At 48.6% G+C, this 20093-nt stretch carries 38 protein-coding genes; all 38 read right to left on the bottom strand.

Annotated elements, in window-relative coordinates; translation table 11 throughout:
• Positions 1–111: 111 nt before the first annotated feature.
• Positions 112–504: a 30S ribosomal protein S9 gene (rpsI, locus tag AXX12_RS03025; protein ID WP_066238002.1), complete on the bottom strand. Its 393-nt coding sequence runs from the start codon at positions 502–504 to the stop codon at positions 112–114.
• 20 nt (positions 505–524) lie between these two features.
• Complete coding sequence (gene rplM / locus AXX12_RS03020) at positions 525–965, bottom strand: 50S ribosomal protein L13 (RefSeq protein ID WP_066238000.1); 441 nt, start codon at positions 963–965, stop codon at positions 525–527.
• A 153-nt stretch (positions 966–1118) separates the two neighbouring features.
• Positions 1119–1874, bottom strand: coding sequence for a tRNA pseudouridine(38-40) synthase TruA (gene truA / locus AXX12_RS03015; protein WP_066237997.1), 756 nt, complete (start codon positions 1872–1874; stop codon positions 1119–1121).
• On the bottom strand, positions 1874–2665 hold the full coding sequence (locus AXX12_RS03010; RefSeq protein ID WP_066237993.1) for an energy-coupling factor transporter transmembrane component T family protein: 792 nt from the start codon (positions 2663–2665) through the stop codon (positions 1874–1876). The genes truA and AXX12_RS03010 overlap by 1 nt, the downstream gene beginning before the upstream one ends.
• A complete protein-coding gene (locus tag AXX12_RS03005; RefSeq protein ID WP_066237990.1) occupies positions 2658–3524 on the bottom strand; it encodes an energy-coupling factor transporter ATPase in 867 nt (288 codons plus the stop codon). The genes AXX12_RS03010 and AXX12_RS03005 overlap by 8 nt, the downstream gene beginning before the upstream one ends.
• Positions 3515–4357 (bottom strand): energy-coupling factor transporter ATPase, encoded by an 843-nt coding sequence (locus AXX12_RS03000; RefSeq protein WP_156478577.1) that lies wholly within the window; start codon positions 4355–4357, stop codon positions 3515–3517. Before AXX12_RS03000 ends, AXX12_RS03005 begins: the two co-directional genes overlap by 10 nt.
• Before the next feature lie 129 nt (positions 4358–4486).
• Positions 4487–4825, bottom strand: a complete 339-nt coding sequence (rplQ, locus tag AXX12_RS02995; RefSeq protein ID WP_066237985.1) for a 50S ribosomal protein L17 — start codon at positions 4823–4825, stop codon at positions 4487–4489.
• A 14-nt stretch (positions 4826–4839) separates the two neighbouring features.
• Positions 4840–5799 (bottom strand): DNA-directed RNA polymerase subunit alpha, encoded by a 960-nt coding sequence (locus AXX12_RS02990; RefSeq protein ID WP_066237982.1) that lies wholly within the window; start codon positions 5797–5799, stop codon positions 4840–4842.
• Between the two features lie 138 nt (positions 5800–5937).
• A complete protein-coding gene (gene rpsD / locus AXX12_RS02985; protein ID WP_066237978.1) occupies positions 5938–6570 on the bottom strand; it encodes a 30S ribosomal protein S4 in 633 nt (210 codons plus the stop codon).
• A 19-nt stretch (positions 6571–6589) separates the two neighbouring features.
• Complete coding sequence (gene rpsK, locus AXX12_RS02980; RefSeq protein ID WP_066237976.1) at positions 6590–6985, bottom strand: 30S ribosomal protein S11; 396 nt, start codon at positions 6983–6985, stop codon at positions 6590–6592.
• A 26-nt stretch (positions 6986–7011) separates the two neighbouring features.
• The gene (rpsM, locus tag AXX12_RS02975; protein ID WP_066237974.1) at positions 7012–7389 is read right to left on the bottom strand and encodes a 30S ribosomal protein S13; all 378 of its coding nucleotides are present in this window, start codon (positions 7387–7389) and stop codon (positions 7012–7014) included.
• Between the two features lie 12 nt (positions 7390–7401).
• Positions 7402–7515, bottom strand: coding sequence for a 50S ribosomal protein L36 (rpmJ, locus tag AXX12_RS02970; RefSeq protein ID WP_066237970.1), 114 nt, complete (start codon positions 7513–7515; stop codon positions 7402–7404).
• A 35-nt stretch (positions 7516–7550) separates the two neighbouring features.
• Positions 7551–7769: a translation initiation factor IF-1 gene (gene infA, locus AXX12_RS02965; protein WP_066237967.1), complete on the bottom strand. Its 219-nt coding sequence runs from the start codon at positions 7767–7769 to the stop codon at positions 7551–7553.
• A gap of 70 nt (positions 7770–7839) precedes the next feature.
• Positions 7840–8586, bottom strand: coding sequence for a type I methionyl aminopeptidase (gene map / locus AXX12_RS02960; protein ID WP_066237964.1), 747 nt, complete (start codon positions 8584–8586; stop codon positions 7840–7842).
• On the bottom strand, positions 8583–9236 hold the full coding sequence (locus tag AXX12_RS02955) for an adenylate kinase (protein WP_066237960.1): 654 nt from the start codon (positions 9234–9236) through the stop codon (positions 8583–8585). The genes map and AXX12_RS02955 overlap by 4 nt, the downstream gene beginning before the upstream one ends.
• Positions 9237–9249: 13 nt before the next feature.
• Positions 9250–10506, bottom strand: coding sequence for a preprotein translocase subunit SecY (secY, locus tag AXX12_RS02950; RefSeq protein ID WP_066237957.1), 1257 nt, complete (start codon positions 10504–10506; stop codon positions 9250–9252).
• Positions 10507–10508: 2 nt separating this feature from the next.
• Positions 10509–10949 carry a 50S ribosomal protein L15 gene (gene rplO / locus AXX12_RS02945; protein ID WP_066237954.1) on the bottom strand — a complete coding sequence of 147 codons (441 nt, stop codon included), beginning with the start codon at positions 10947–10949 and terminating at the stop codon, positions 10509–10511.
• 18 nt (positions 10950–10967) lie between these two features.
• Positions 10968–11150, bottom strand: coding sequence for a 50S ribosomal protein L30 (gene rpmD / locus AXX12_RS02940; RefSeq protein ID WP_066237952.1), 183 nt, complete (start codon positions 11148–11150; stop codon positions 10968–10970).
• Positions 11151–11162: 12 nt separating this feature from the next.
• Positions 11163–11663 (bottom strand): 30S ribosomal protein S5, encoded by a 501-nt coding sequence (gene rpsE, locus AXX12_RS02935; protein WP_066237949.1) that lies wholly within the window; start codon positions 11661–11663, stop codon positions 11163–11165.
• Positions 11664–11680: 17 nt separating this feature from the next.
• Positions 11681–12049: a 50S ribosomal protein L18 gene (gene rplR, locus AXX12_RS02930; protein ID WP_066237946.1), complete on the bottom strand. Its 369-nt coding sequence runs from the start codon at positions 12047–12049 to the stop codon at positions 11681–11683.
• A 46-nt stretch (positions 12050–12095) separates the two neighbouring features.
• Positions 12096–12644: a 50S ribosomal protein L6 gene (rplF, locus tag AXX12_RS02925; RefSeq protein ID WP_066237942.1), complete on the bottom strand. Its 549-nt coding sequence runs from the start codon at positions 12642–12644 to the stop codon at positions 12096–12098.
• Between the two features lie 25 nt (positions 12645–12669).
• Positions 12670–13068, bottom strand: coding sequence for a 30S ribosomal protein S8 (gene rpsH / locus AXX12_RS02920; RefSeq protein ID WP_066237939.1), 399 nt, complete (start codon positions 13066–13068; stop codon positions 12670–12672).
• A gap of 46 nt (positions 13069–13114) precedes the next feature.
• Positions 13115–13300, bottom strand: a complete 186-nt coding sequence (locus AXX12_RS02915; protein ID WP_066237937.1) for a type Z 30S ribosomal protein S14 — start codon at positions 13298–13300, stop codon at positions 13115–13117.
• A 14-nt stretch (positions 13301–13314) separates the two neighbouring features.
• Positions 13315–13854 carry a 50S ribosomal protein L5 gene (gene rplE, locus AXX12_RS02910; RefSeq protein WP_066237935.1) on the bottom strand — a complete coding sequence of 180 codons (540 nt, stop codon included), beginning with the start codon at positions 13852–13854 and terminating at the stop codon, positions 13315–13317.
• A 25-nt stretch (positions 13855–13879) separates the two neighbouring features.
• Entirely contained in the window at positions 13880–14218 is a 339-nt protein-coding gene (gene rplX / locus AXX12_RS02905) for a 50S ribosomal protein L24 (protein WP_066237933.1), read from the bottom strand.
• Positions 14219–14272: 54 nt separating this feature from the next.
• On the bottom strand, positions 14273–14641 hold the full coding sequence (rplN, locus tag AXX12_RS02900) for a 50S ribosomal protein L14 (protein ID WP_066237930.1): 369 nt from the start codon (positions 14639–14641) through the stop codon (positions 14273–14275).
• Between the two features lie 41 nt (positions 14642–14682).
• Positions 14683–14940, bottom strand: a complete 258-nt coding sequence (gene rpsQ, locus AXX12_RS02895) for a 30S ribosomal protein S17 (protein ID WP_066237927.1) — start codon at positions 14938–14940, stop codon at positions 14683–14685.
• Between the two features lie 38 nt (positions 14941–14978).
• The gene (gene rpmC / locus AXX12_RS02890) at positions 14979–15182 is read right to left on the bottom strand and encodes a 50S ribosomal protein L29 (RefSeq protein ID WP_066237925.1); all 204 of its coding nucleotides are present in this window, start codon (positions 15180–15182) and stop codon (positions 14979–14981) included.
• On the bottom strand, positions 15172–15618 hold the full coding sequence (gene rplP, locus AXX12_RS02885) for a 50S ribosomal protein L16 (protein ID WP_066237922.1): 447 nt from the start codon (positions 15616–15618) through the stop codon (positions 15172–15174). The genes rpmC and rplP overlap by 11 nt, the downstream gene beginning before the upstream one ends.
• Positions 15618–16292 carry a 30S ribosomal protein S3 gene (gene rpsC, locus AXX12_RS02880; protein WP_066237920.1) on the bottom strand — a complete coding sequence of 225 codons (675 nt, stop codon included), beginning with the start codon at positions 16290–16292 and terminating at the stop codon, positions 15618–15620. Before rpsC ends, rplP begins: the two co-directional genes overlap by 1 nt.
• A 21-nt stretch (positions 16293–16313) precedes the next feature.
• Positions 16314–16655, bottom strand: a complete 342-nt coding sequence (gene rplV, locus AXX12_RS02875; protein ID WP_066237917.1) for a 50S ribosomal protein L22 — start codon at positions 16653–16655, stop codon at positions 16314–16316.
• A gap of 41 nt (positions 16656–16696) precedes the next feature.
• Positions 16697–16978, bottom strand: a complete 282-nt coding sequence (gene rpsS / locus AXX12_RS02870) for a 30S ribosomal protein S19 (RefSeq protein WP_066237915.1) — start codon at positions 16976–16978, stop codon at positions 16697–16699.
• A gap of 25 nt (positions 16979–17003) precedes the next feature.
• Positions 17004–17828 carry a 50S ribosomal protein L2 gene (gene rplB, locus AXX12_RS02865; RefSeq protein WP_066237912.1) on the bottom strand — a complete coding sequence of 275 codons (825 nt, stop codon included), beginning with the start codon at positions 17826–17828 and terminating at the stop codon, positions 17004–17006.
• A 31-nt stretch (positions 17829–17859) separates the two neighbouring features.
• Positions 17860–18147, bottom strand: a complete 288-nt coding sequence (gene rplW, locus AXX12_RS02860) for a 50S ribosomal protein L23 (protein ID WP_066237909.1) — start codon at positions 18145–18147, stop codon at positions 17860–17862.
• Positions 18147–18773 (bottom strand): 50S ribosomal protein L4, encoded by a 627-nt coding sequence (rplD, locus tag AXX12_RS02855; protein ID WP_066237906.1) that lies wholly within the window; start codon positions 18771–18773, stop codon positions 18147–18149. The genes rplW and rplD overlap by 1 nt, the downstream gene beginning before the upstream one ends.
• 29 nt (positions 18774–18802) lie before the next feature.
• On the bottom strand, positions 18803–19444 hold the full coding sequence (gene rplC / locus AXX12_RS02850) for a 50S ribosomal protein L3 (protein WP_066237903.1): 642 nt from the start codon (positions 19442–19444) through the stop codon (positions 18803–18805).
• Between the two features lie 14 nt (positions 19445–19458).
• Complete coding sequence (rpsJ, locus tag AXX12_RS02845; protein ID WP_066237900.1) at positions 19459–19770, bottom strand: 30S ribosomal protein S10; 312 nt, start codon at positions 19768–19770, stop codon at positions 19459–19461.
• A 150-nt stretch (positions 19771–19920) separates the two neighbouring features.
• The coding region (locus AXX12_RS18665) for an EF-Tu C-terminal domain-related protein (protein WP_461781724.1) at positions 19921–20093 on the bottom strand (173 nt) is incomplete at its 5' end.

Genomic DNA, 20093 nt, shown 5'->3' with positions numbered 1-20093 from the left:
CTCCGTTTACTCCTAGATAGAACTTATATTAGACTAACAGGTCAAACTTTCCTGCTAGAAAAATAAAATCCCTCAGGAATTTCAAAAATTCCTGAGGGATTTGGTTTGTTATTAACGCTTGGAGAACTGTGAAGCTTTACGCGCTTTTTTGAGGCCGTATTTCCGACGCTCTTTTTCACGCGGGTCGCGGGTCAGCAGACCAGCTTTCTTTAATAACGGGCGATATTCCAAATCAACTTTTAGCAAAGCACGGGAAATCCCGTGACGAACGGCGCCAGCTTGTCCGGATACACCGCCGCCTTCAACTTTGGCGAGTACATCATATTTACCAACCGTGTCTGTTAGGGCCAGCGGTTGCTTCACAATCAGTTCAAGGGTTTTCAAACCGAAGTAATCGTCGAGTGCACGGTCGTTGACAACGATCTTGCCTTCTCCCGGAACCAGACGAACTCTGGCAACCGAAGTTTTTCTCCGACCAGTTCCATAATAAACTACTTGTGCCAATTTCTGTTCCTCCTTTCCGGTTATCGAATATTCAATTCAAGATTTTCCGGCTGCTGTGCAGCATGTGGATGCTCAGATCCGCGGTAAACTTTTAATTTACGGAACATGTCGCGACCCAGGCTATTTTTCGGCAGCATGCCTTTGATAGCGTGCTCAACGACTCTTTCCGGGCGCTCTTGCATTAGTTTGCCAGCAGTAGTAAACGTAGTGCCGCCAACATAGCCGGAGTGGCTAAAATACGTCTTCTGCACCAGTTTCTTGCCAGTTAATTGTACTTTTGCAGCATTAATGATGATGACATAGTCTCCTGTGTCAACATGTGTAGTGTAAGTCGGTTTATGTTTGCCGCGCAGAACTTTAGCTACTTCAACCGCCAGTCTGCCCAGCGTTTTGCCTTCGGCGTCCACGAGATACCACTTACGTTCTATGTTTGATTCATTGGCCATAAACGTCGTTCTCATCCAGTTATCCCTCCTTGCATGAAAATCAAGAGTAGCACGAATATAGTAAGCTTAGGTCTAGATTTTCACCTTGATTTCCGGGGCTAGTGGAATCGTGGCAAAATCTCATAAGGATATTGTAATTAATTGACTGGTCAATGTCAAGTAAAAAAGCTATAACAACCCGGATTCATAATAAACTTCTTTCAAATACAGACCATGTGCTGGTGCCGTTACCCCAGCTCGGTGACGATCACGCGACTCACGGATATGAAACATGGCGTCTGCGTCCAGCTTGTGAATCCCGATATTAACTAACGTCCCAACCAAATTTCGAACCATATGATACAAAAAACCGGTTCCATGAAACAAGCACTCAATCACATCTCCGTCCTGCCGGCATTCTGCATGCAGCATTTCTCTGACAGGATTGACCGTCGCTCCACCTGTAGCACGAAAGGCAGAAAAGTCATGCTTGCCAATTATATGCTTAAGCGATTGACTCATTCGCTCAATATCCAACTTCCGCCGAATGTGCCAGGCGTATCGTATTAGGAGCGGATCAGCTAAGTGGTTATTGTATATGCGATAATAGTAGATCTTGCTTTTTGCTGATATGCGGGCATGAAATTCAGCTGGCACCACAGCGGCTTTGCGGATGACGATATCGGTCGGTAGTACTCCCTGAGCGGCAAAGGGTATGCGTGAGACAGGTATGGAGCCGGTAGTCTTAAACGTGACAACCTGCCCATGAGCGTGCACACCGGTGTCTGTTCGCGCTGCACCAGCAATTTTAAGGGTATGCCCAAAAAGCGATCCTAGCCGGTCTTCGAGAACCTGCTGAATACTCAGCGCATTCGCCTGCCTTTGAAAGCCATGGTAGGCTGTGCCATCATAAGCGACAGTTAAACAAATATTTCTCTCACACATTATTTTAACCAAACCAAAGTAACAATTAGGCCGATAATCGCTGCCATTGCTACTCCATCGCGTAGCGCCAGCCGTAATTCCTTCATCCGTGTCCGGTTGTCACCACCGCGATAGCATCGCGCCTCCATGGCTGTCGCCAATTCATCAGCCCGTCGAAACGCGCTGATAAACAAGGGGACCAACAAGGGGATCATATTCTGCGCCCGCTTAAGCAATGAACCAGAAGAAAACTCAGCACCGCGAGCGATCTGTGCCTTCATGATACGGTCTGTCTCCTCAATTAAGGTAGGAATAAAGCGCAGGGCAATTGTCATCATCATTGCCAGTTCATGGGCTGGTACGCCAATCCGTTTAAACGGATTCAGCAGCCTTTCAATTCCGTCAGTCAATACAATAGGCGAAGTGGTAAAGGTTAATAATGAGGAAATCACGATCAGCAACACCAATCTCAGCGACATGAGTATCCCTTGCCGCAGTCCTGTGTCAGTGATTGCAAATGGGCCAGCAGCCAATACAATGGCGCCTGGTGTAGTCAGCAGATGAATGAGAAAGGTAATCAACAGTATCAGCCATAGTGGTTTTATGGATTTAAAAACCAGCCTAGCCGGTATGCGGGATATGCCAACAACTAAAATAGAAAACAGCACTAGCACGCCATAAGCGAGATATGTCTCAGCCAAAAATATACTGCTAATAAACAGCACTGTGCCCAGAATTTTAGTTCGAGGATCTAGCTGATGAATAAATGACGCCCCAGGAAAATATTGTCCTAACGTAATGCCACTAAGCACTGTACTTGCCTCCCATCGCCGCCAGAATCTCTTCTGTTGCCAGCTCGGGGGTTAGCGCTTCGCCGAGTACGGGAAGGCCAGCAGTCTTTAATTTGCGCAGCAAGGTAGTCACACTAGGCACATCTACGCCAGCTGCTCGCAAGCGGTCAATGCTACCGCCAAAGATTGTCTCAGGCCGTCCGTCAAGACTAATGATCCCGTCATGCATGACCAACAGACGATTGGCCATGCGCGCTATGTCTTCCATGTTGTGTGATACCAAGATTACTGTGATGTTAGAAGTATGATAAAGATTTAATATCTGTCCAAATATCTCGTCTCGTCCCCTAGGATCAAGTCCGGCAGATGGTTCATCAAGGACAAGATAGGTTGGTTCGAGTGCAATCACACCTGCAATCGCTACGCGACGCATCTGACCACCGCTTAACCGAAAAGGAGAGCGGCGGGAAAATGCATCAAAGTCAAGACCGACAAAATCCATAGCCCGCCTGACGCGAGCCTCTACTGTATCGGCATCCAGTTTAAGATTCCGCGGTCCAAAGGCAATGTCATCAAACACCGTCTCTTCAAATAGTTGCTGTTCCGGGTATTGAAAGACCATGCCAACCTTACGCCTTGCGCTCTTAGACTCAGCAGACTTGGTGTGGAGATTGACTCCGTCGACCAACACTTCCCCTAGGGTAGGTTGCAACAAACCATTGAGATGTTGAATCAACGTTGACTTACCAGACCCGGTATGTCCAATCACGCCGACAAACTCTCTTTGCTGAATTTCTAGCGTTATTTCTCTAATAGCAGTCTTCTGATATGGCGTTCCCTGCATATAGGTATAGGAAACATTATCTAATTTTATCGACATAGCGATGTCACCAGTTCCTCATCTGTGATGACCTTGCCTGTTATTTTCAAACCACGGCTGCGTAATCGGTGGCTTATTTCCGCAGCAATCGGCGCATCAAGGCCTATCTGTTTTAACCGTTCAACTTGAGAAAAGATCTGTTCTGGAGGGCCCTGTTCCAGCACCGAACCGTTTTCCATCACGATCACCCGGTCAGCAGTTACTGCTTCATCCATAAAATGCGTAATATAGACAACGGTGATGCCTTCTTCTTTATTCAAGCGATGAGCTGTTGCAAGAACCTCGCTACGACCTGTTGGATCAAGCATTGCCGTTGGTTCATCAAGTACCAGACATTTAGGACGCATAGCCAGCACTCCCGCAATAGCGATGCGTTGTTTTTGACCGCCTGATAACAGATGCGGAGCATGCGAGGCATATTCGAACATCCCCACTGAATGCAACGCATCATCGACCCTTCGGCGAATTTCAAGTGCCTCAATGCCTAAATTCTCAGGTCCAAAGGCTACATCCTCTTCAACAATTGCAGCTACAATTTGGTTGTCTGGGTTTTGAAATACCATGCCAACTGATTGACGGATGTTCCAGAGAAGCTCCGGATTACTTGTATCCATGCCACAAATTTGACAAACTCCGCTTGTTGGCAGCAGCAAAGCATTGAGATGCTTGGCAAGGGTGGATTTACCCGATCCGTTTGCACCGATAATCGCAACAAACTCGCCTTTTGTGACTGATAGGTTAATTTGATTTAATGCAATTTGGGGTTTTCCTTCTACGTCTACATACTCGTGTATAACACGATCTAATCGGATAATCTGTTCTGTCTCTGTCATGACCTCTCCCATATCACAATCCCCCATGCCAGAGTATATGCACGCATAGGGCGACCCTTCGGCCGCCCTTTCATGCCCGTTGTATTACGGAATTATTGACCAAGCATCAGACGTTGCTTGGTGAGTGTTTTACACCAATTCCAAGATAGCCATCGGAGCGGCATCGCCCCGACGGGGTCCGAGTTTCAGCACACGGGTGTAGCCACCCTGACGCTCTTTATATTTTGGTGCAATCGAATCAAATAGTTTTTTCGTCACTTCTTCATCCATGAGAAAGGACAACACTTGACGGCGAGCATGCAGATCGCCTCGTTTAGCCAGGGTAATCATCTGATCGGCTAGGCCGCTCATTTCTTTAGCCTTGGCTTCAGTTGTCTCAATACGCTCATGGGCGAAGAAGGAGGTCAAAATGCTGCGAAACAGCGCCTTACGGGCGCTGGAGTCACGTCCAAATTTACGGTAGGCCACAAATTTCCCTCCCTTTATTCCTCGTTTTCGGCGAGTGAAAGTCCGAGTTCAGCCAACTTTTTCTTGACTTCATCTAGAGACTTACGCCCCAAATTACGAACCTTCATCATATCTTCTTCTGATTTCTGAACCAACTCAGCAACGGTATTGATCCCAGCCCGCTTCAAGCAGTTATAAGACCGTACCGACAGTTCCAGGTCTTCAATGTTCATTTCCATTGTTTTGGAGCCGCTGTCCTCCACAGGTTCTGCGACGACTCCGTCGGAGGCGTCATCCTCGAGAGGGGTCCCGGCGAAATTTTGGAACAGCTTCAGTTCGGAAATCAGGATTCGCGCCGCTTTGCTAACGGCTTCGGACGGCTTTATACCGCCATTTGACCAGACTTCCAGCGTAAGTTTGTCAAAGTTAGTGACATTACCGACACGCGTATCTGTTACACTATAATTTACCCGCTGGATGGGAGAGAAGATTGAGTCAATCGGAATTTCGCCAATCACCTGATCAGGCCGCTTATTCTTATCAGCAGGAACATAGCCATAACCAGGCTGAACAGTCATTTCCATTTTGAAATTGGCGTCCGCGTTAAGTGTAGCGATATGTTTGTCAGGATTGAGAATTTCCACATCTGCGTCGGTAATAATATCGCTCGCCTTAATTTCTCCTTCACCTTGCGCTTCAACCCGAATAACACGCGGCTGATCGCCATGCAATTTCAGATATAGCTCTTTCAAGTTGAGGATAATGTCGGTTACGTCTTCCCGCACGCCGGGTATCGTGGAAAACTCATGAAGCACGCCGTCGATTTTCACAGAGGTGACAGCAGCCCCAGGCAAAGATGACAGGAGAATTCTCCGCAAGCTGTTGCCAAGAGTAATACCATAACCACGCTTCAGCGGTTCACAAACAAACGTTGCATGTTTGTTATCTTCACTTTGTTCCACAATTTCGATTTTCGGTTTTTCGATTTCCATCATCCGGAAATGCCCTCCTCCTCGTGCGCTAGTGCGCCCCTAAGGGACAAAACTGTGTAGAGCTTTGCAAAAGCCGGCGCCGTGCTGCAACTGCCTGCAGTGAGCGCCGCCTCAGCTCGCGATTGAAAAGTGTTCAGGTGACTACCTTGAATACAACTCAACAATCAGATGCTCCTGAACCGGTAAGTCAATTTCTTCGCGGGACGGGTACCTAGCCACTTTGCCAGTCATGTCTGCAGCAGACAGTTCAAGCCACGCGGGCGCAGTTTTGTGTGCCAGTCCTTCTGCCAACTCTTTTATGATTGGTGATGACTTGCTGCCTTCGGCAACTTGAATCACATCACCAGGTTTCAACAGTGCAGACGGGATATTTAGGCGACGTCCATTAACAGTGAAATGTCCATGGCGGACGAGCTGACGAGCTTGGGGGCGACTAGCTGCGAAGCCAAGGCGATAAACAATGTTATCAATTCTGCGTTCCAGCAGAACTAACAGGTTTACACCGGTGATGCCTTTTTGACGGTCAGCCTTTACAAAGTAGTTGTGGAATTGGCGCTCTAGAACGCCATAGGTGCGGCGAGTTTTTTGTTTCTCCCGCAACTGAATGCCATACTCAGAAACTTTTTTGCGTCCCTGGCCCTGGCCGTGCTGGCCGGGGGCATAAGCGCGCCGGGTAACAGGGCACTTATCACTATAGCACTTATCGCCCTTGAGGTATAGTTTCATACCTTCGCGGCGGCATTGTCTGCAAACAGGTCCAACGTATCTTGCCATTCTTATAACACCTCCCGGTTTATACTCTTCTACGCTTGGGCGGACGGCAGCCATTATGGGGAATCGGCGTAACGTCCTTAATGAGATTAACTTCTAGACCAGCGGCTTGTAAGGACCGAATAGCCGCTTCACGTCCCGATCCGGGACCTTTAACATAGACTTCAATTTGCTTCAGACCGTGTTCCATCGCTGCTTTTGCAGCTTGTTCAGCAGCCATTTGAGCGGCAAACGGAGTGCTTTTACGTGAGCCTCTAAATCCCATTTCACCAGCGCTGGCCCAGGACAATGCGTTGCCTCTGGTATCAGTAATCGTAACAATCGTGTTATTAAAGGTTGAGCGAATGTGCGCAACGCCAAACTCGATATTTTTACGCTCTTTGCGTTTTGTACGAACCACTACTTTTTTTGTAGCCAATCAATATCCCCTCCTTACGCTACTTATTATTTAGTTGCTTTCCGTTTCACGCCGACAGTTTTCTTCGGACCCTTACGCGTGCGAGCATTAGTCTTCGTGCGCTGTCCGCGTAGCGGCAGTCCGGCGCGATGACGTTTTCCGCGGTAAGAGCCGATTTCAATCAGCCGTTTGATATTAAGAGATTCTTCACGACGCAGATCGCCTTCAACCTTATAGTTCTTGTCAAGCGACTCACGGATTTTAGCGACTTCTTCTTCAGTTAGGTCGCGAACACGTGTATCAGGATTAATCCCTGTCGTTGCCACGATCTGACGGGCTAGTGTCAAACCGATGCCATAAATGTATGTCAGTGCGATTTCTATGCGTTTATCACGCGGTAAGTCTACACCAGCAATACGTGCCATTCAATGCACCCCCTATCCTTGTTTTTGTTTATGCTTCGGGTTTTCACAAATCACCATGACATGTCCATGGCGCTTAATAATTTTGCATTTCTCACAAATCGGCTTCACCGATGGTCTGACCTTCATAGAAGCAACCTCCCTTACTTACTCCGAACCTTGGGCTATTTGAACCGGTAGGTAATTCTGCCGCGCTTCAGGTCATAAGGCGTGATCTCGACAGTGACTTTATCTCCAGGCAAAATTCGAATGAAATGCATCCGCATTTTGCCAGAAATATGAGCCAACACTACATGCCCATTCTCGAGTTTTACCTGGAACATGGCATTCGGCAGCGCTTCGATTACCGTACCCTCTACTTCGATGACGTCTTGTTTGGACACGCTATCTCCTCCTCATCCACTTCACGAATCCGGTTTGCTGACATCGTGCCCGGTTCCCAACCCGCCTGAGTTACAGGCGGGTTAGGATTTCCGGTCCGTCAGGGGTTATGGCGATAGTATGCTCGAAATGAGCGGATGGTTTTCCGTCCGCTGTCACTACCGTCCACCCATCATTCAGTACGTTCACTGCGTGTGTTCCCATGTTAATCATGGGCTCAATCGCTAGTGTCATGCCAGGCTTTAATCGCGGTCCGTGACCAGGAATGCCGTAGTTGGGTATTTGCGGATCTTCGTGCATGTTCCTGCCTATTCCGTGGCCCACATAGTCGCGTACCACGCCGTAGCCGTGTTTCTCAGCATGAGTCTGCACGGCATGGGAGATATCACTGAGACGATTTCCCGCTATTGCTTTTTCAATCCCCTTATCCAGCGACTCTTGAGTGACATTGAGCAGATTTCTCACCTCGATGTCAATTTCGCCGACTGGCAGGGTAAGTGCGGCATCACCATGATATCCATTAATTACCGCTCCTATATCAATGCTAACAGTATCACCATTTTTTAACTTTTTTACACTTGGAATGCCATGGACGACCTGTTCATTTACTGAAGCGCAAATGTTCCCTGGAAATCCGTGATATCCCTTAAACGTCGGTATGGCACCGCAGTTCTTGATATAGTCCTCTGCGATCTGATCAAGTTGGAGAGTAGTGATCTCAGGCCGCACCGCTTTCTTCACTTCTTGAAGCGTTTCGGCCACAATGCGCCCCGCATCCCGCATATACTTTATCTCTCGTTCAGACTTCAAGATGATCATGCTGAGACGCTCCTCAGTACAGAGATGATGTCCTTAAATACCGTATCCATGGATTGCAGACCATTGATCTCGGTATAGATTCCGTGTTGGTTATAATACTCGATTAAGGGTTTTGTTTGGGACTGATGTACTGCCAGACGTCTTGCAACCGTTTCTTCCCGGTCATCATCCCTTTGATACAGCTCACCAGCGCATTTATCGCAACGCGTCGGGTCTGAGGAAGGGAAATTAACCACATGATAGGTGGCGCCACACTGTTTACACATACGGCGCCCGGTTACGCGGTTGATGAGCTCTCCCGCAGGAACGCTAACATTTAGTACACCATCTAACGAAATTCCTAGTTCTTCAAGTGTTGCGTCAAGAGCACGCGCCTGTTCAAGCGTACGGGGAAAACCATCAAGGATAAATCCTTTTTTCGCATCAGGCTTTGACAATCGTTCTTTAACGATACCGATCGTTACACTATCTGGCACGAGTTGGCCAGCATCCATGTATGCCTTTGCTTGCTTTCCCAGTTCTGTTTGCTCTTTAACTGCTGCTCTGAACATATCGCCGGTAGAAATGTGCGGAATATTATAGCGCTCTACCAGCCTGGCCGCTTGCGTGCCTTTGCCCGCTCCCGGCGGCCCCATCAACAGGATATACATCCCGCCGCACCTCCTATTTCATGAAACCTTGATAGTGCCGCATCAGGATGAGTGATTCAATCTGTTTCATGGTGTCGAGCGCCACGCCCACGACAATTAGGAGCGCGGTGCCGCCGAAATAGACGCCCTGAATGTTCGTGGCACCTGCCACGAAGTTCGGCAATATGGCAATTAGAGCGAGGAAAATAGCGCCGGCTAGGGTTATGCGGCTCATAACCCGCTCTAAATAGTCAGCGGTTGGCTTGCCAGGACGCAGTCCCGGGATGAAGCCACCGTATTTTTTCATATTCTCTGCCATATCCGGGATATTTAAGGTAACCGCAGTATAGAAGTACGTGAAGAATACGATCATTAACGCATACAACAGCGTTTGTAGAGGAGTTCCCCACGCAAACCATCCTGCCACTGTTTTAACCCAGGCCACATCAATAAACTGAGCTATGGTTACCGGAAACATGAGCACGGATGACGCAAAGATAATTGGAATTACACCTGCTTGGTTAATTTTAAGTGGAATATGGGTAGAATGGCCACCATAGGTTTTGCGACCAACAACACGCTTAGCGTATTGAACTTGAATTTTACGTTGTCCTTGCTGAATGGCGATAACGAAAACAATCATAGCCACTGCAATGATAAGGAACAACAGAACGTTGAAAATGCTAATCGTTCCCGCGGCAAGGTATTGGTACATTACATATAAACCATCCGGCAGACGTGATACGATGCCTGCGAAAATAATCAATGAAATGCCATTACCGATGCCTTTTTCGGTAATCTGCTCGCCCAGCCACATCAAGAATACAGTACCAGCAGTCAAGGTGAGAGCAATCAGTAGTACTGAGCCTATACCAGGATTAATCACTGCAGCGCGCAGGCCATATGCCATGCCAAGAGCCTGAATAAAACCTAACAATACTGTGCCATAGCGGGTAATCTGGCTGATTTTCTTACGGCCTTCTTCCCCTTCTTTAGCCCATTGTTCAAACTTCGGCACAACGATGGTGAGAAGCTGCATGATAATAGAAGAGTTGATGTATGGAGTGATGCTCATCGCGAAAATTGAGAACTTGCTTAATGCGCCACCGGCAAAAAGATCAAGAAGACCAAATAGATTGCCAGACGTAAATAGTTGCTCAATGACCGAAGCATTCACACCGGGTACAGGAATATGGGCTCCGGCCCTGAAAACGATGAACATCGCTAAAGTAAACACTACTTTTTGCCTGAGTTCCGTGATTTTCAGCACATTGGACAGAGCTGCCAGCATCCTTAGATCACCTCGACTTTGCCGCCAGCGGCCTCGATTTTCTGGGCAGCTGATTTGGTAAAGCCGTGGGCTCTGACAGTCAATGCTTTTTCAAGTTCACCATTGCCCAAAACGCGTACGCCGTCAAGGACATTCTTTAGAATGCCAGCCTCAACCAAGGCGACCGGATCAACTACTGCACCATTATCAAAACGGTTCAGCATGAAAACGTTAACTTCAGATAGTTGTTTAGCGAATTTGTTATAGAAGCCGCGTTTCGGTAACCTGAGGTACAACGGCTTTTGACCGCCCTCAAAACCGGGACGCGTGCCGCCGCCTGAACGAGCATTCTGACCTTTGTGACCTTTACCGGCAGTTTTGCCGAGGCCAGAGCCAAGTCCACGGCCCACGCGGGTGCGCGTTTGCTTTGAACCGACAGCAGGCGATAATTCGTGTATTTTCATCAGTAGCACCTCCTTGGACTAATCTTGGACTTCCACTGTGACCAGATGTTCCACTTTGCGGACCATGCCCTTGATTGCAGGAGTGTCTTCCTGAACAACGGAGCTATTTGTTTTACCTAGGCCTAGCGCCTTAACGGTAGCCCGCTGGTCTTCCGGACGGCCGATCAAGCTCCTGGTAAGTGTAATTTTGAGCTTTGCCATGACCTTTCCTCCTTAACCCAACAGTTCCTGAACGGTTTTGCCGCGAAGTTCGGCTACCTGTTCGGCGCGTTTGAGTTGCTCAAGTCCCTTAATAGTCGCGCGAACCGCGTTGTTAGCATTGGATGAGCCCAGAGACTTGGTCAGAATGTCATGGATTCCAGCGAGTTCCAGCACTGCACGGGCTGGGCCACCGGCAATGACGCCTGTACCTTCAGAAGCGGGCTTTAGCAGAACACGGCCTGAGCCGAATTCACCAATGATTTGATGCGGGATCGTCGTTTCAACAATGGGAACGTGGATGAGATTCTTTTTGGCATCTTCGACGCCTTTACGAATCGCTTCAGGAACTTCTCCAGCCTTGCCTAGTCCGGCGCCGACATAACCGTTACCGTCGCCGACAACGACTAGTGCGCTGAAGGAAAAGCGCCGACCGCCTTTAACAACCTTGGCGACCCTGTTTATATAGACAACTTTTTCTTTTAAATCCAACTTAGTATGGTCGATTCTGGCCATTGGTTTCCCTCCTTTTCCTAAAAGTCCAGTCCGGCTTCACGTGCAGCTGCAGCTAAAGCAGCCACTCGACCGTGATAAATATATCCGCCGCGATCAAACACAACTTTTTCAATACCTTTTTCAGCAGCACGCTTGGCAATTGCGGTGCCAACCGCTTTAGCTGCTTCGGTGTTGCCGCCGTTTACCAGCGATGCAGACACCTCTTTTTCCACAGTGCTGGCACTTACTAGTGTAACGCCAGTTTCATCATTAATGATTTGCGCGTAAATGTGGTGCAAGCTGCGGAAAACATTCAAACGAGGACGTTCTGTCGTGCCGTGTAAAGTTTTGCGAACCCGCAGATGACGCTGTTTACGCAATTCATTCTTATTTGCTTTACGAATCAAAGTATCCACTCCTTTCCGTTGAAATCATGATGCTAATCCCACGCGGCTACTTCTTGCCCTTGCCGCCAGCCTTACCGACTTTGCGACGAACAACTTCACCTTCGTACTTAACGCCTTTGCCTTTATACGGCTCAGGTTCACGATAACCACGAATTTTAGCGGCCAGCGCGCCGACTGCTTCTTTATCAATACCGGAAACGATGATTTTATTAGGAGCAGGGACATCAATTGTGAGCCCTTTGGGAGGTTCAACTTCAACCGGATGCGAGAAGCCCAAAGTCAGGTTGAGTTTTGTTCCCGATTTGGCAGCTCTGTAGCCAACGCCGGCAATTTCCAGAGTCTTGGTAAACCCTTGAGTCACGCCGACAACCATGTTATTAATGAGCGTACGGCTTAGGCCGTGCAGCGCTCTGTGATTTTTTTCTTCAGTTGGCCGCTTAACGTTCAACACGCCTCCATCCAGTTCCAAAATCATATCAGGATGGATGACTCGGCTGAGCTCGCCTTTAGGGCCTTTGACTGATACCAAATTACCGTCAATTGTAATTGTTACGCCTTGCGGCACGGTAATTGGCATCCTTCCTATTCTCGACATGTGCGCACCTCCTATTGCCTGATTCTTACCAGACGTATGCGATAACTTCGCCGCCCAAACCTTGCTTGCGGGCCTGCTTGTCACTCATAATCCCGTGGGATGTTGAGATAACGGCGATTCCCAAACCGCCCAACACTCTAGGCAGTTGGTCGTTTTTAGCGTATACCCTGAGGCCGGGTTTTGAGATCCGCTTTATGCCTGTGATTACTTTTTCACGATTCGGACCATATTTCAGGCTGACCCGGACGGTCCCCTGCTTAGCATCGCTGATTACTTCGTAATCCTTGATAAAGCCCTCTTCCTTGAGGATCTGAGTAACTGCCTGTTTCATTTTAGAAGCAGGGAACTCTACTTTATCGTGATAAACCGAATTAGCGTTGCGGATTCGAGTCAACATATCTGCAATCGGATCGGTCATTACCATGGATTGTAAACCTCCTTCCTGTTTTCGCGTACCACTTTCCGTGTCATTACCAACTTGCTTTGGTGACGCCCGGAATAGCGCCTTTATAGCTCAGTTCCCGGAAACAAATCCGGCACATTTCAAATTTGCGTAAATAACCGTGTGGACGGCCGCAAATCTTGCAGCGATTATATTTGCGCACACTGAATTTTGGCGCGCGGCTCCATTTTTCAATTAAAGCCTTCTTGGCCACGAAATTCCCTCCTTTTATGCGCTAAATGGCATTCCCATCAGCTTCAGCAGTTCCCGTGCTTCTTCGTCAGTTTTCGCGGTGGTAACAATAACGATATCCATACCACGAACCTTATCTACTTTGTCATATTCGATTTCCGGGAAGATAAGCTGCTCTTTAACTCCGAGGGTATAGTTACCACGACCATCAAAGGCACGCGGGCTAACGCCGCGGAAGTCACGCACGCGGGGTAGTGAGATGTTAAGCAGTTTATCAAGGAAATGAAACATCCGCTCGCCGCGCAGAGTAACTTTGGTTCCTATCGGCATGCCTTGACGAATCTTAAATGCGGCGATAGACTTTTTCGCCCGTGTCACAACCGGCTTTTGTCCAGCGATAGTGGTTAGATCACCAACAGCAGCGTCAAGCACCTTCGGATTGCCGACTGCCTCACCAACACCCATGTTGATGACGACCTTCTCGATTTTAGGGATTTGCATCACGTTTTTATAGCCAAACTTCTGCATCATAGCAGGGGCTACATCGGTCATAAATTTTTCTTTTAACCTGACCATAGCGACTTACCTCCTTTCCGCGCGCTTACTTATCTTTGTCTATAATTTCGCTGCAGTGTTTGCAACTGCGAGCCATGTTACCATTCGCTAGAGTGGTTTTCTTGATGCGGGTAGGCTTATCGCAAGCGGGGCAAACCAGCATTACTTTTGCTGAATGCATAGCTGCTTCTTTAACAATAATACCGCCCTGCGGCATCTTCTGCGACGGCTTGGTATGGCGTTTCACTTTGTTCACGCCTTCAACCACGATCTTGCTTTTTTTCGGCAATGCTTCAATGATCTTGCCTTTTTTGCCTTTATCTTTACCGGACAGCACCAGGACTGTGTCGCCTTTTTTAACGTGCATCTTTACGGCTTCGGACATACTAGACACCTCCCTTTATCGCGTTAACGGCCGCGATCCGCGCGGCCCGCTTCCTCAGAGCACCTCAGGCGCGAGCGAGATAATTTTCATGAAATCTTTCTCGCGAAGTTCTCTCGCTACTGGTCCGAAAATACGGGTTCCTTTCGGGCTCTTGTCTTCTTTTATAATAACTGCTGCATTTTCGTCAAAACGGATGTAGGAACCGTCTTGGCGGCGCAAGCCTTTGTGCGAACGAACCACTACCGCTTTTACGACGTCGCCTTTCTTGACAACGCCACCGGGTGATGCATCTTTTACAGAAGCGACGATGATATCGCCGATGTTCGCATAGCGGCGATAAGATCCGCCCATGACTCTGATGCACATGATTTGCTTAGCGCCAGTGTTGTCTGCGACAGCCAAAATCGTTTGCTGTTGAATCATCGTTTTCCCTCCTTTTCGCTATGATACGCTTGAGTCTCGTCTTATTTCGCTCTGTCGACGATCTCCACGACTCTCCAGCGCTTGTCTTTAGATAGGGGACGGGTTTCCATAATAGTAACAGTATCACCAGTATGGCTTTCGTTGTTTTCATCGTGCGCCTTGAACTTGGTAGTTTTCTTTACAGGTTTACTGTAAAGAGTATGCTGCACAAGACGTTCAACGGCGACAACTACCGTCTTATCCATTTTATCGCTAACGACTTTTCCAGTACGGACCTTACGTTCATTTCTTTCGGTCACCTTCGATGAGCCTCCTTCCACTTATCTTTGGCCGCCAATCAGGCGTGCTTTGCTTTTATTTCGCGTTCGCGCTGAATGGTTTTGATTCGGGCGATGGTTTTCTTAACTTCCGGAATCCGCTTAGGGTTTTCCAGTTGCCCGGTAGCCAGTTGGAAGCGCAGATTGAACAATTCATCCTTGAGAGCGGCAACTTTTTGGTCGAGCTCACCAGCGCTCATTTCGCGGATGTCTTTAGCTTTCATCGGCCACACCCACTTTCTCGTCAGCTTGTTCGCTCTTGGTCACAAACTTGGTTTTGATCGGCAGTTTGTGAGCGGCAAGGCGCATTGCTTCTTTGGCAACTTCTTCGGACACGCCGTCCATTTCAAACATAACGCGTCCTGGTTTTACTACTGCAACCCAGTACTCAGGCGATCCTTTACCGCTACCCATGCGAGTCTCGGCCGGTTTTGCCGTAATCGGTTTATCTGGGAAAATCTTAATCCAAACTTTACCGCCACGCTTAATAAAACGTGTCATCGCAATACGAGCGGCTTCGATCTGGCGATTAGTTATCCATGCCGGTTCCATAGCAACTAAGCCGAAGTCGCCATGAGTAACTGTATTGCCTCTTTGCGCTTTGCCAGTCATACGACCACGGAATTGCTTACGATGCTTTACTCTCTTTGGTATCAGCATTAGCCTTCGCTCCCTTCGGAAACGGCGGCGGCAACAGGCTTTTTGGCTTGGGGCAGAATCTCACCTTTATAGATCCAGACCTTAACGCCGATTACACCAAAAGTGGTGTGCGCTTCTGCCGTACCGTAATCAATGTCGGCGCGCAGTGTATGCAGCGGGATGCTGCCCTCACGATACGATTCTGTACGGGCAATTTCAGCGCCGCCCAAACGACCGCCTACCATAACTTTGATCCCTTTTGCTCCCATGCGCATAGTACGCATGACAGACTGTTTCATCGCGCGACGGAAAGCAATGCGTTTTTCCAATTGTGCAGCGATATTTTCAGCGACCAGAGTGGAATCAAGTTCCGCTTGTTTGATCTCCGCCACATTGACGTCAATTGTTTTTCCGGTCAGTTTTTTCAAGGTTTGCTTCAAGTCTTCAATTCCAGAACCACCGCGACCAATAACCATGCCCGGCTTGGCGGTATGAATAGTAACTTTAACGCGGTTGAGCGAACGCTCGATTTCAATACGGGACACACCTGCTGCATAAAGTTTCTTCTTAATCAGCTTGCGCATTTTAATGTCTTCATGCAAGTTTGAGGCATATTCTTTATCAGCATACCACTTAGCGTCCCAGGTCTTGATTATGCCGATCCTAAGCCCATGCGGGTTGACTTTTTGACCCACGTAGTTTCCCTCCTTCGCTAATTATCGTTCTTTGACGACTACCGTCACATGACTGCTGCGTTTCAGGATCTTGAACGCCTGTCCGCGGGAACGCGGGTGAATGCGTTTCAACGTCGGTCCCTGATCGACATACGCCGCAGAGACGTAAAGTTTATCTGCGTTCATATCATAATTATGCTCTGCGTTGGCTACGGCAGATTTTAATACTTTTTCAATGACGTCCGAACCAACTTTCGGAGTAAATTTCAGAATAGCAAACGCCTCGCCCACATTCTTGCCGCGAATCAGATCCATAACAATACGGACTTTACGAGGCGCGATGCGAATATGCTTGGCTATCGATTTAGCTTCTTTCGCTTCCATGGGTAGCCCCCCTCTCTTCGAAAATTCCGTTATGCCGTTGACTACCTGAGAGACGATGACCGTTCTGTATGGCCGTGTCCTCTATAGGTGCGTGTCGGAGCAAATTCGCCCAGCTTGTGACCAACCATATCTTCAGTGACATAGACAGGCACATGCTTGCGGCCATCGTGTACGGCAATAGTGTGTCCGACAAAGCCCGGCAGAATAGTGGAACTTCTCGACCAGGTCTTAATAACCTTCTTATCATTTTTTTCGTTCATTGCGTCAATTTTTTTCAAGAGACTTTCATGAACGTATGGTCCTTTTTTAATCGATCTGGACACCTAATAGGCCTCCCTTCTCACTCGCTTATTTACGGCGTTTGACAATCAGCTTGTCAGACGTAGTTCTCCTACGGGTCTTAGCACCCATTGCATGTTTGCCCCAAGGCGTAACCGGATGTTTGCGTCCGACAGGTGAACGGCCTTCGCCGCCGCCATGCGGATGATCAACCGGGTTCATTGCTACGCCGCGGTTAGCCGGGCGAATGCCGAGCCAACGAGAGCGACCGGCTTTACCGATGGTGATATTCTCATGTTCGAGATTGCCAACTTGACCAATCGTGGCTCTGCAAAGAACGTGCACTTTGCGGAGTTCACCGGAAGGCAGTCTGAGAAGTGCATGATCGCCTTCTTTAGCCATCAACTGAGCAGATGCCCCGGCTGAGCGAACCATTTGGCCGCCTTTGCCGATTTTCATCTCGATGTTATGCAACATGGTGCCAACTGGGATAAACTTCATCGGCAACGCGTTGCCAACCTTGATATCCGCAGCTTCGCCGCTCATGATCACATCGCCAACTTTTAGTCCGTTGGGCGCCAAAATATAACGTTTCTCGCCGTCTGTATAGTGCAGCAGAGCAATGCGAGCGGAACGGTTAGGATCATATTCAATAGAAGCAACCTTTGCTTGAACATTGTCCTTGTTCCGTTTGAAGTCAATAACTCGATACAATCTACGGTGGCCGCCGCCTTGATGTCTGACGGTAAGACGTCCTTGATTGTTACGTCCGGCATGTTTACTCAGCCGTTCGGTAAGAGAACGCTCTGGCCTGTCGGTCGTGATGTCGGCAAAATCTGAGACAGTCATGAACCGTCTGCCGGGAGCGTAAGGTTTAAATCCTTTTACTGGCATTATGGTACCCCTCCTTTTCCACTAAAATGAACTATACGCCTTCAAAAAACTCGATCCGCTGGCCTTCAGCCAGTTTCACGATAGCTTTCTTATAGTCCGGGCGCTTTCCTGCTGTCCGTCCCATGCGCTTGACTTTACCCATCACGCGAATGGTGCTGACCTCAAGGACTTTTACTTTGAATATTTGCTCGACCGCCTGCCGAACTTCTACTTTAGTTGCCTTAAGCGGCACGATAAAAGTATACTTGTTCTCTTGCATCATAGCGGTAGTTTTTTCGGTAATCAGCGGGCGAATCAGAACGTCACGCGGGTTCGTCATTACGCAAGCACCTCCTCGATCCGGGCAACCGCGTCCCGGGTGATCAGCAGTTTGTCGTGATGCAGGAGGTCGAAGACATTCAATCCGCTAGCCGCTAGGGCTTTAACACCCGGGATATTACGGGATGACTTCTCAACATTTTCGTCAGCTTCCCTGGTAATAAGCAACGCTTTGCGTTCTTCCAGGCCAAAGGTTTTCAGAAGCTCAACAACCTGCTTGGTTTTCGGTTGATCGTATTGAATACCTTCGAGAACAACCAATTCTCCGCTTTGAACTTTTGCCGACAAAGCGGACTTAATCGCCAGCCGGCGCGCTTTACGCGGCATTCTGAAAGAATAGCTGCGAGGGTGCGGTCCAAAAACGGTACCGCCGCCTACCCACAGGGGCGACCGGATGGTGCCGGCACGGGCTCTGCCTGTGCCTTTTTGTTTCCAAGGCTTTCTGCCGCCGCCACGGACCATGGCACGCGTTTTAGTGGCCGCATTGCCTTGACGCTGACTTGCCAATTGCATGACAAGTGCTTGGTGAACAACGGCTTCGTTGACTTCAATGCCAAAAACTGTATCATTTAATTCTATTTCACCAGTCTGCTGACCGGCGATATTATACACTGCTACTTTCGCCATATAGTGCATCCTCCTTTCCTACCCGTAGGCTATTTCCGAGGCTTAACCGTATCTCTGATAACAAGATGACTGCCTTTAGGTCCAGGGACCGCGCCTTTAATTAAAATCAGATTACGTTCTGTATCTACTTTAACTACTGTCAAACGTTGTACAGTTACTTTTTGGTTACCCATGCGACCAGGAAGTTTTTTGCCCTTGAACACTTTACCGCCGCCGCCGCTCATCCGAGGTCCCATCGAACCAGGTTCGCGGTGCGATTTAGAGCCGTGGGCCATCGGTCCACGTGCGAAATTGTGTCGTTTAATTGCGCCGGCAAATCCTTTGCCTTTAGCGACACCAATCACATCAATTAATTGGCCTTGTTCAAACACGTCGCAACCGATGGTTTGACCTACGCTATATTCTGGCGTAGTTGCTAGGCGGAATTCGCGAATGAACTTCACAGGCTTTATACCTGCTTTTGCGAAGTGGCCTTTCATCGGCTTGGTAACTTTTTTATCCTTAACAACACCGTAACCGAGTTGAACGGCATTATAGCCATCGGTTTCGACTGTTTTAGTCTGCAGCACAACGCTGGGGTTGGCTTCAACAACGGTCACAGGAATTAATTTTCCTTCCGGAGAGAAGAGTTGTGTCATACCCAGTTTCTTGCCCAGAATTCCTTTCGCCATTATTTCCACCTCCTCTACAGCTTGATCTCAATGTCAACACCGGCCGGCAGGTCGAGGCGCATTAGGGCGTCGACAGTTTTAGGAGTCGGCTCGATGATGTCAATGAGACGTTTATGAGTCCGCATTTCAAATTGTTCCCGTGAATCCTTATTCACGTGCGGGGAACGCAGAATAGTAAAGACATTTCTTTCCGTCGGAAGCGGAATAGGTCCGGACACCATTGCGCCGGTCCGCTTAGCGGTTTCAACGATTTTCACCGCGCTTTGGTCCAGTGCTTTATGGTCATACGCCTTTAGGCGTATACGAATTTTTTGCTGTTTGGCCATATCAGGTTCCTCCTTATCGTCCAGTTTCTAGAACGGACATTCTCTGCGGAAATCTCCCCGCGACGCGGGCAACCTTCCGCATCATCGCATTGGGGGAATGGCCCTGTCTGGCTGACCACTGCCAACCAGACAGGACACACTTACTGTTGGTTACTGAGAGATCGCGGTTACAACGCCAGCGCCGACGGTACGGCCGCCTTCACGAATCGCGAAACGCAAACCTTCTTCAATCGCGATCGGAGTGATCAGTTCGATTGACATTTGGATGTTATCGCCAGGCATAACCATTTCTACGCCTTCCGGAAGAGTGACAACGCCAGTTA

Origin of the sequence: Anaerosporomusa subterranea, from assembly GCF_001611555.1 — a bacterium.
Lineage (GTDB): Bacteria > Bacillota > Negativicutes > Sporomusales > Acetonemataceae > Anaerosporomusa > Anaerosporomusa subterranea.
Note: the sequence above shows the minus strand (reverse complement) of the source record. Positions and strands in the feature narration are given on the sequence as shown.

What these genes read in the sequence shown, in the direction of transcription:
- rpmJ (WP_066237970.1), bottom strand. Translation starts at nt 7,515, where the DNA reads ATGAAGGTCAGACCATCGGTGAAGCCGATTTGTGAGAAATGCAAAATT.
- rpsM (WP_066237974.1), bottom strand. Translation starts at nt 7,389, where the DNA reads ATGGCACGTATTGCTGGTGTAGACTTACCGCGTGATAAACGCATAGAA.
- rpsJ (WP_066237900.1), bottom strand. Translation starts at nt 19,770, where the DNA reads ATGGCCAAACAGCAAAAAATTCGTATACGCCTAAAGGCGTATGACCAT.
- rpsD (WP_066237978.1), bottom strand. Translation starts at nt 6,570, where the DNA reads ATGGCAAGATACGTTGGACCTGTTTGCAGACAATGCCGCCGCGAAGGT.
- rplE (WP_066237935.1), bottom strand. Translation starts at nt 13,854, where the DNA reads ATGGTCAGGTTAAAAGAAAAATTTATGACCGATGTAGCCCCTGCTATG.
- rpmC (WP_066237925.1), bottom strand. Translation starts at nt 15,182, where the DNA reads ATGAAAGCTAAAGACATCCGCGAAATGAGCGCTGGTGAGCTCGACCAA.
- secY (WP_066237957.1), bottom strand. Translation starts at nt 10,506, where the DNA reads ATGCTGGCAGCTCTGTCCAATGTGCTGAAAATCACGGAACTCAGGCAA.
- rpmD (WP_066237952.1), bottom strand. Translation starts at nt 11,150, where the DNA reads ATGGCAAAGCTCAAAATTACACTTACCAGGAGCTTGATCGGCCGTCCG.
- rpsE (WP_066237949.1), bottom strand. Translation starts at nt 11,663, where the DNA reads ATGGCCAGAATCGACCATACTAAGTTGGATTTAAAAGAAAAAGTTGTC.
- AXX12_RS03005 (WP_066237990.1), bottom strand. Translation starts at nt 3,524, where the DNA reads ATGTCGATAAAATTAGATAATGTTTCCTATACCTATATGCAGGGAACG.
- rplW (WP_066237909.1), bottom strand. Translation starts at nt 18,147, where the DNA reads ATGACGAACCCGCGTGACGTTCTGATTCGCCCGCTGATTACCGAAAAA.
- rplF (WP_066237942.1), bottom strand. Translation starts at nt 12,644, where the DNA reads ATGTCGAGAATAGGAAGGATGCCAATTACCGTGCCGCAAGGCGTAACA.
- rplO (WP_066237954.1), bottom strand. Translation starts at nt 10,949, where the DNA reads ATGAAAATACACGAATTATCGCCTGCTGTCGGTTCAAAGCAAACGCGC.
- rplP (WP_066237922.1), bottom strand. Translation starts at nt 15,618, where the DNA reads ATGCTGATACCAAAGAGAGTAAAGCATCGTAAGCAATTCCGTGGTCGT.
- rplV (WP_066237917.1), bottom strand. Translation starts at nt 16,655, where the DNA reads ATGGAAGCGAAAGAAGCTAAATCGATAGCCAAGCATATTCGCATCGCG.
- AXX12_RS02990 (WP_066237982.1), bottom strand. Translation starts at nt 5,799, where the DNA reads ATGATGGAAATCGAAAAACCGAAAATCGAAATTGTGGAACAAAGTGAA.
- map (WP_066237964.1), bottom strand. Translation starts at nt 8,586, where the DNA reads ATGATCATCTTGAAGTCTGAACGAGAGATAAAGTATATGCGGGATGCG.
- rplC (WP_066237903.1), bottom strand. Translation starts at nt 19,444, where the DNA reads ATGGCGAAAGGAATTCTGGGCAAGAAACTGGGTATGACACAACTCTTC.
- rplX (WP_066237933.1), bottom strand. Translation starts at nt 14,218, where the DNA reads ATGTCCGAAGCCGTAAAGATGCACGTTAAAAAAGGCGACACAGTCCTG.
- rplD (WP_066237906.1), bottom strand. Translation starts at nt 18,773, where the DNA reads ATGGCGAAAGTAGCAGTGTATAATATCGCCGGTCAGCAGACTGGTGAA.
- rpsH (WP_066237939.1), bottom strand. Translation starts at nt 13,068, where the DNA reads ATGGTAATGACCGATCCGATTGCAGATATGTTGACTCGAATCCGCAAC.
- AXX12_RS03000 (WP_156478577.1), bottom strand. Translation starts at nt 4,357, where the DNA reads ATGACAGAGACAGAACAGATTATCCGATTAGATCGTGTTATACACGAG.
- truA (WP_066237997.1), bottom strand. Translation starts at nt 1,874, where the DNA reads ATGTGTGAGAGAAATATTTGTTTAACTGTCGCTTATGATGGCACAGCC.
- rplN (WP_066237930.1), bottom strand. Translation starts at nt 14,641, where the DNA reads ATGATTCAACAGCAAACGATTTTGGCTGTCGCAGACAACACTGGCGCT.
- rplB (WP_066237912.1), bottom strand. Translation starts at nt 17,828, where the DNA reads ATGCCAGTAAAAGGATTTAAACCTTACGCTCCCGGCAGACGGTTCATG.
- rplM (WP_066238000.1), bottom strand. Translation starts at nt 965, where the DNA reads ATGAGAACGACGTTTATGGCCAATGAATCAAACATAGAACGTAAGTGG.
- AXX12_RS02955 (WP_066237960.1), bottom strand. Translation starts at nt 9,236, where the DNA reads ATGTATATCCTGTTGATGGGGCCGCCGGGAGCGGGCAAAGGCACGCAA.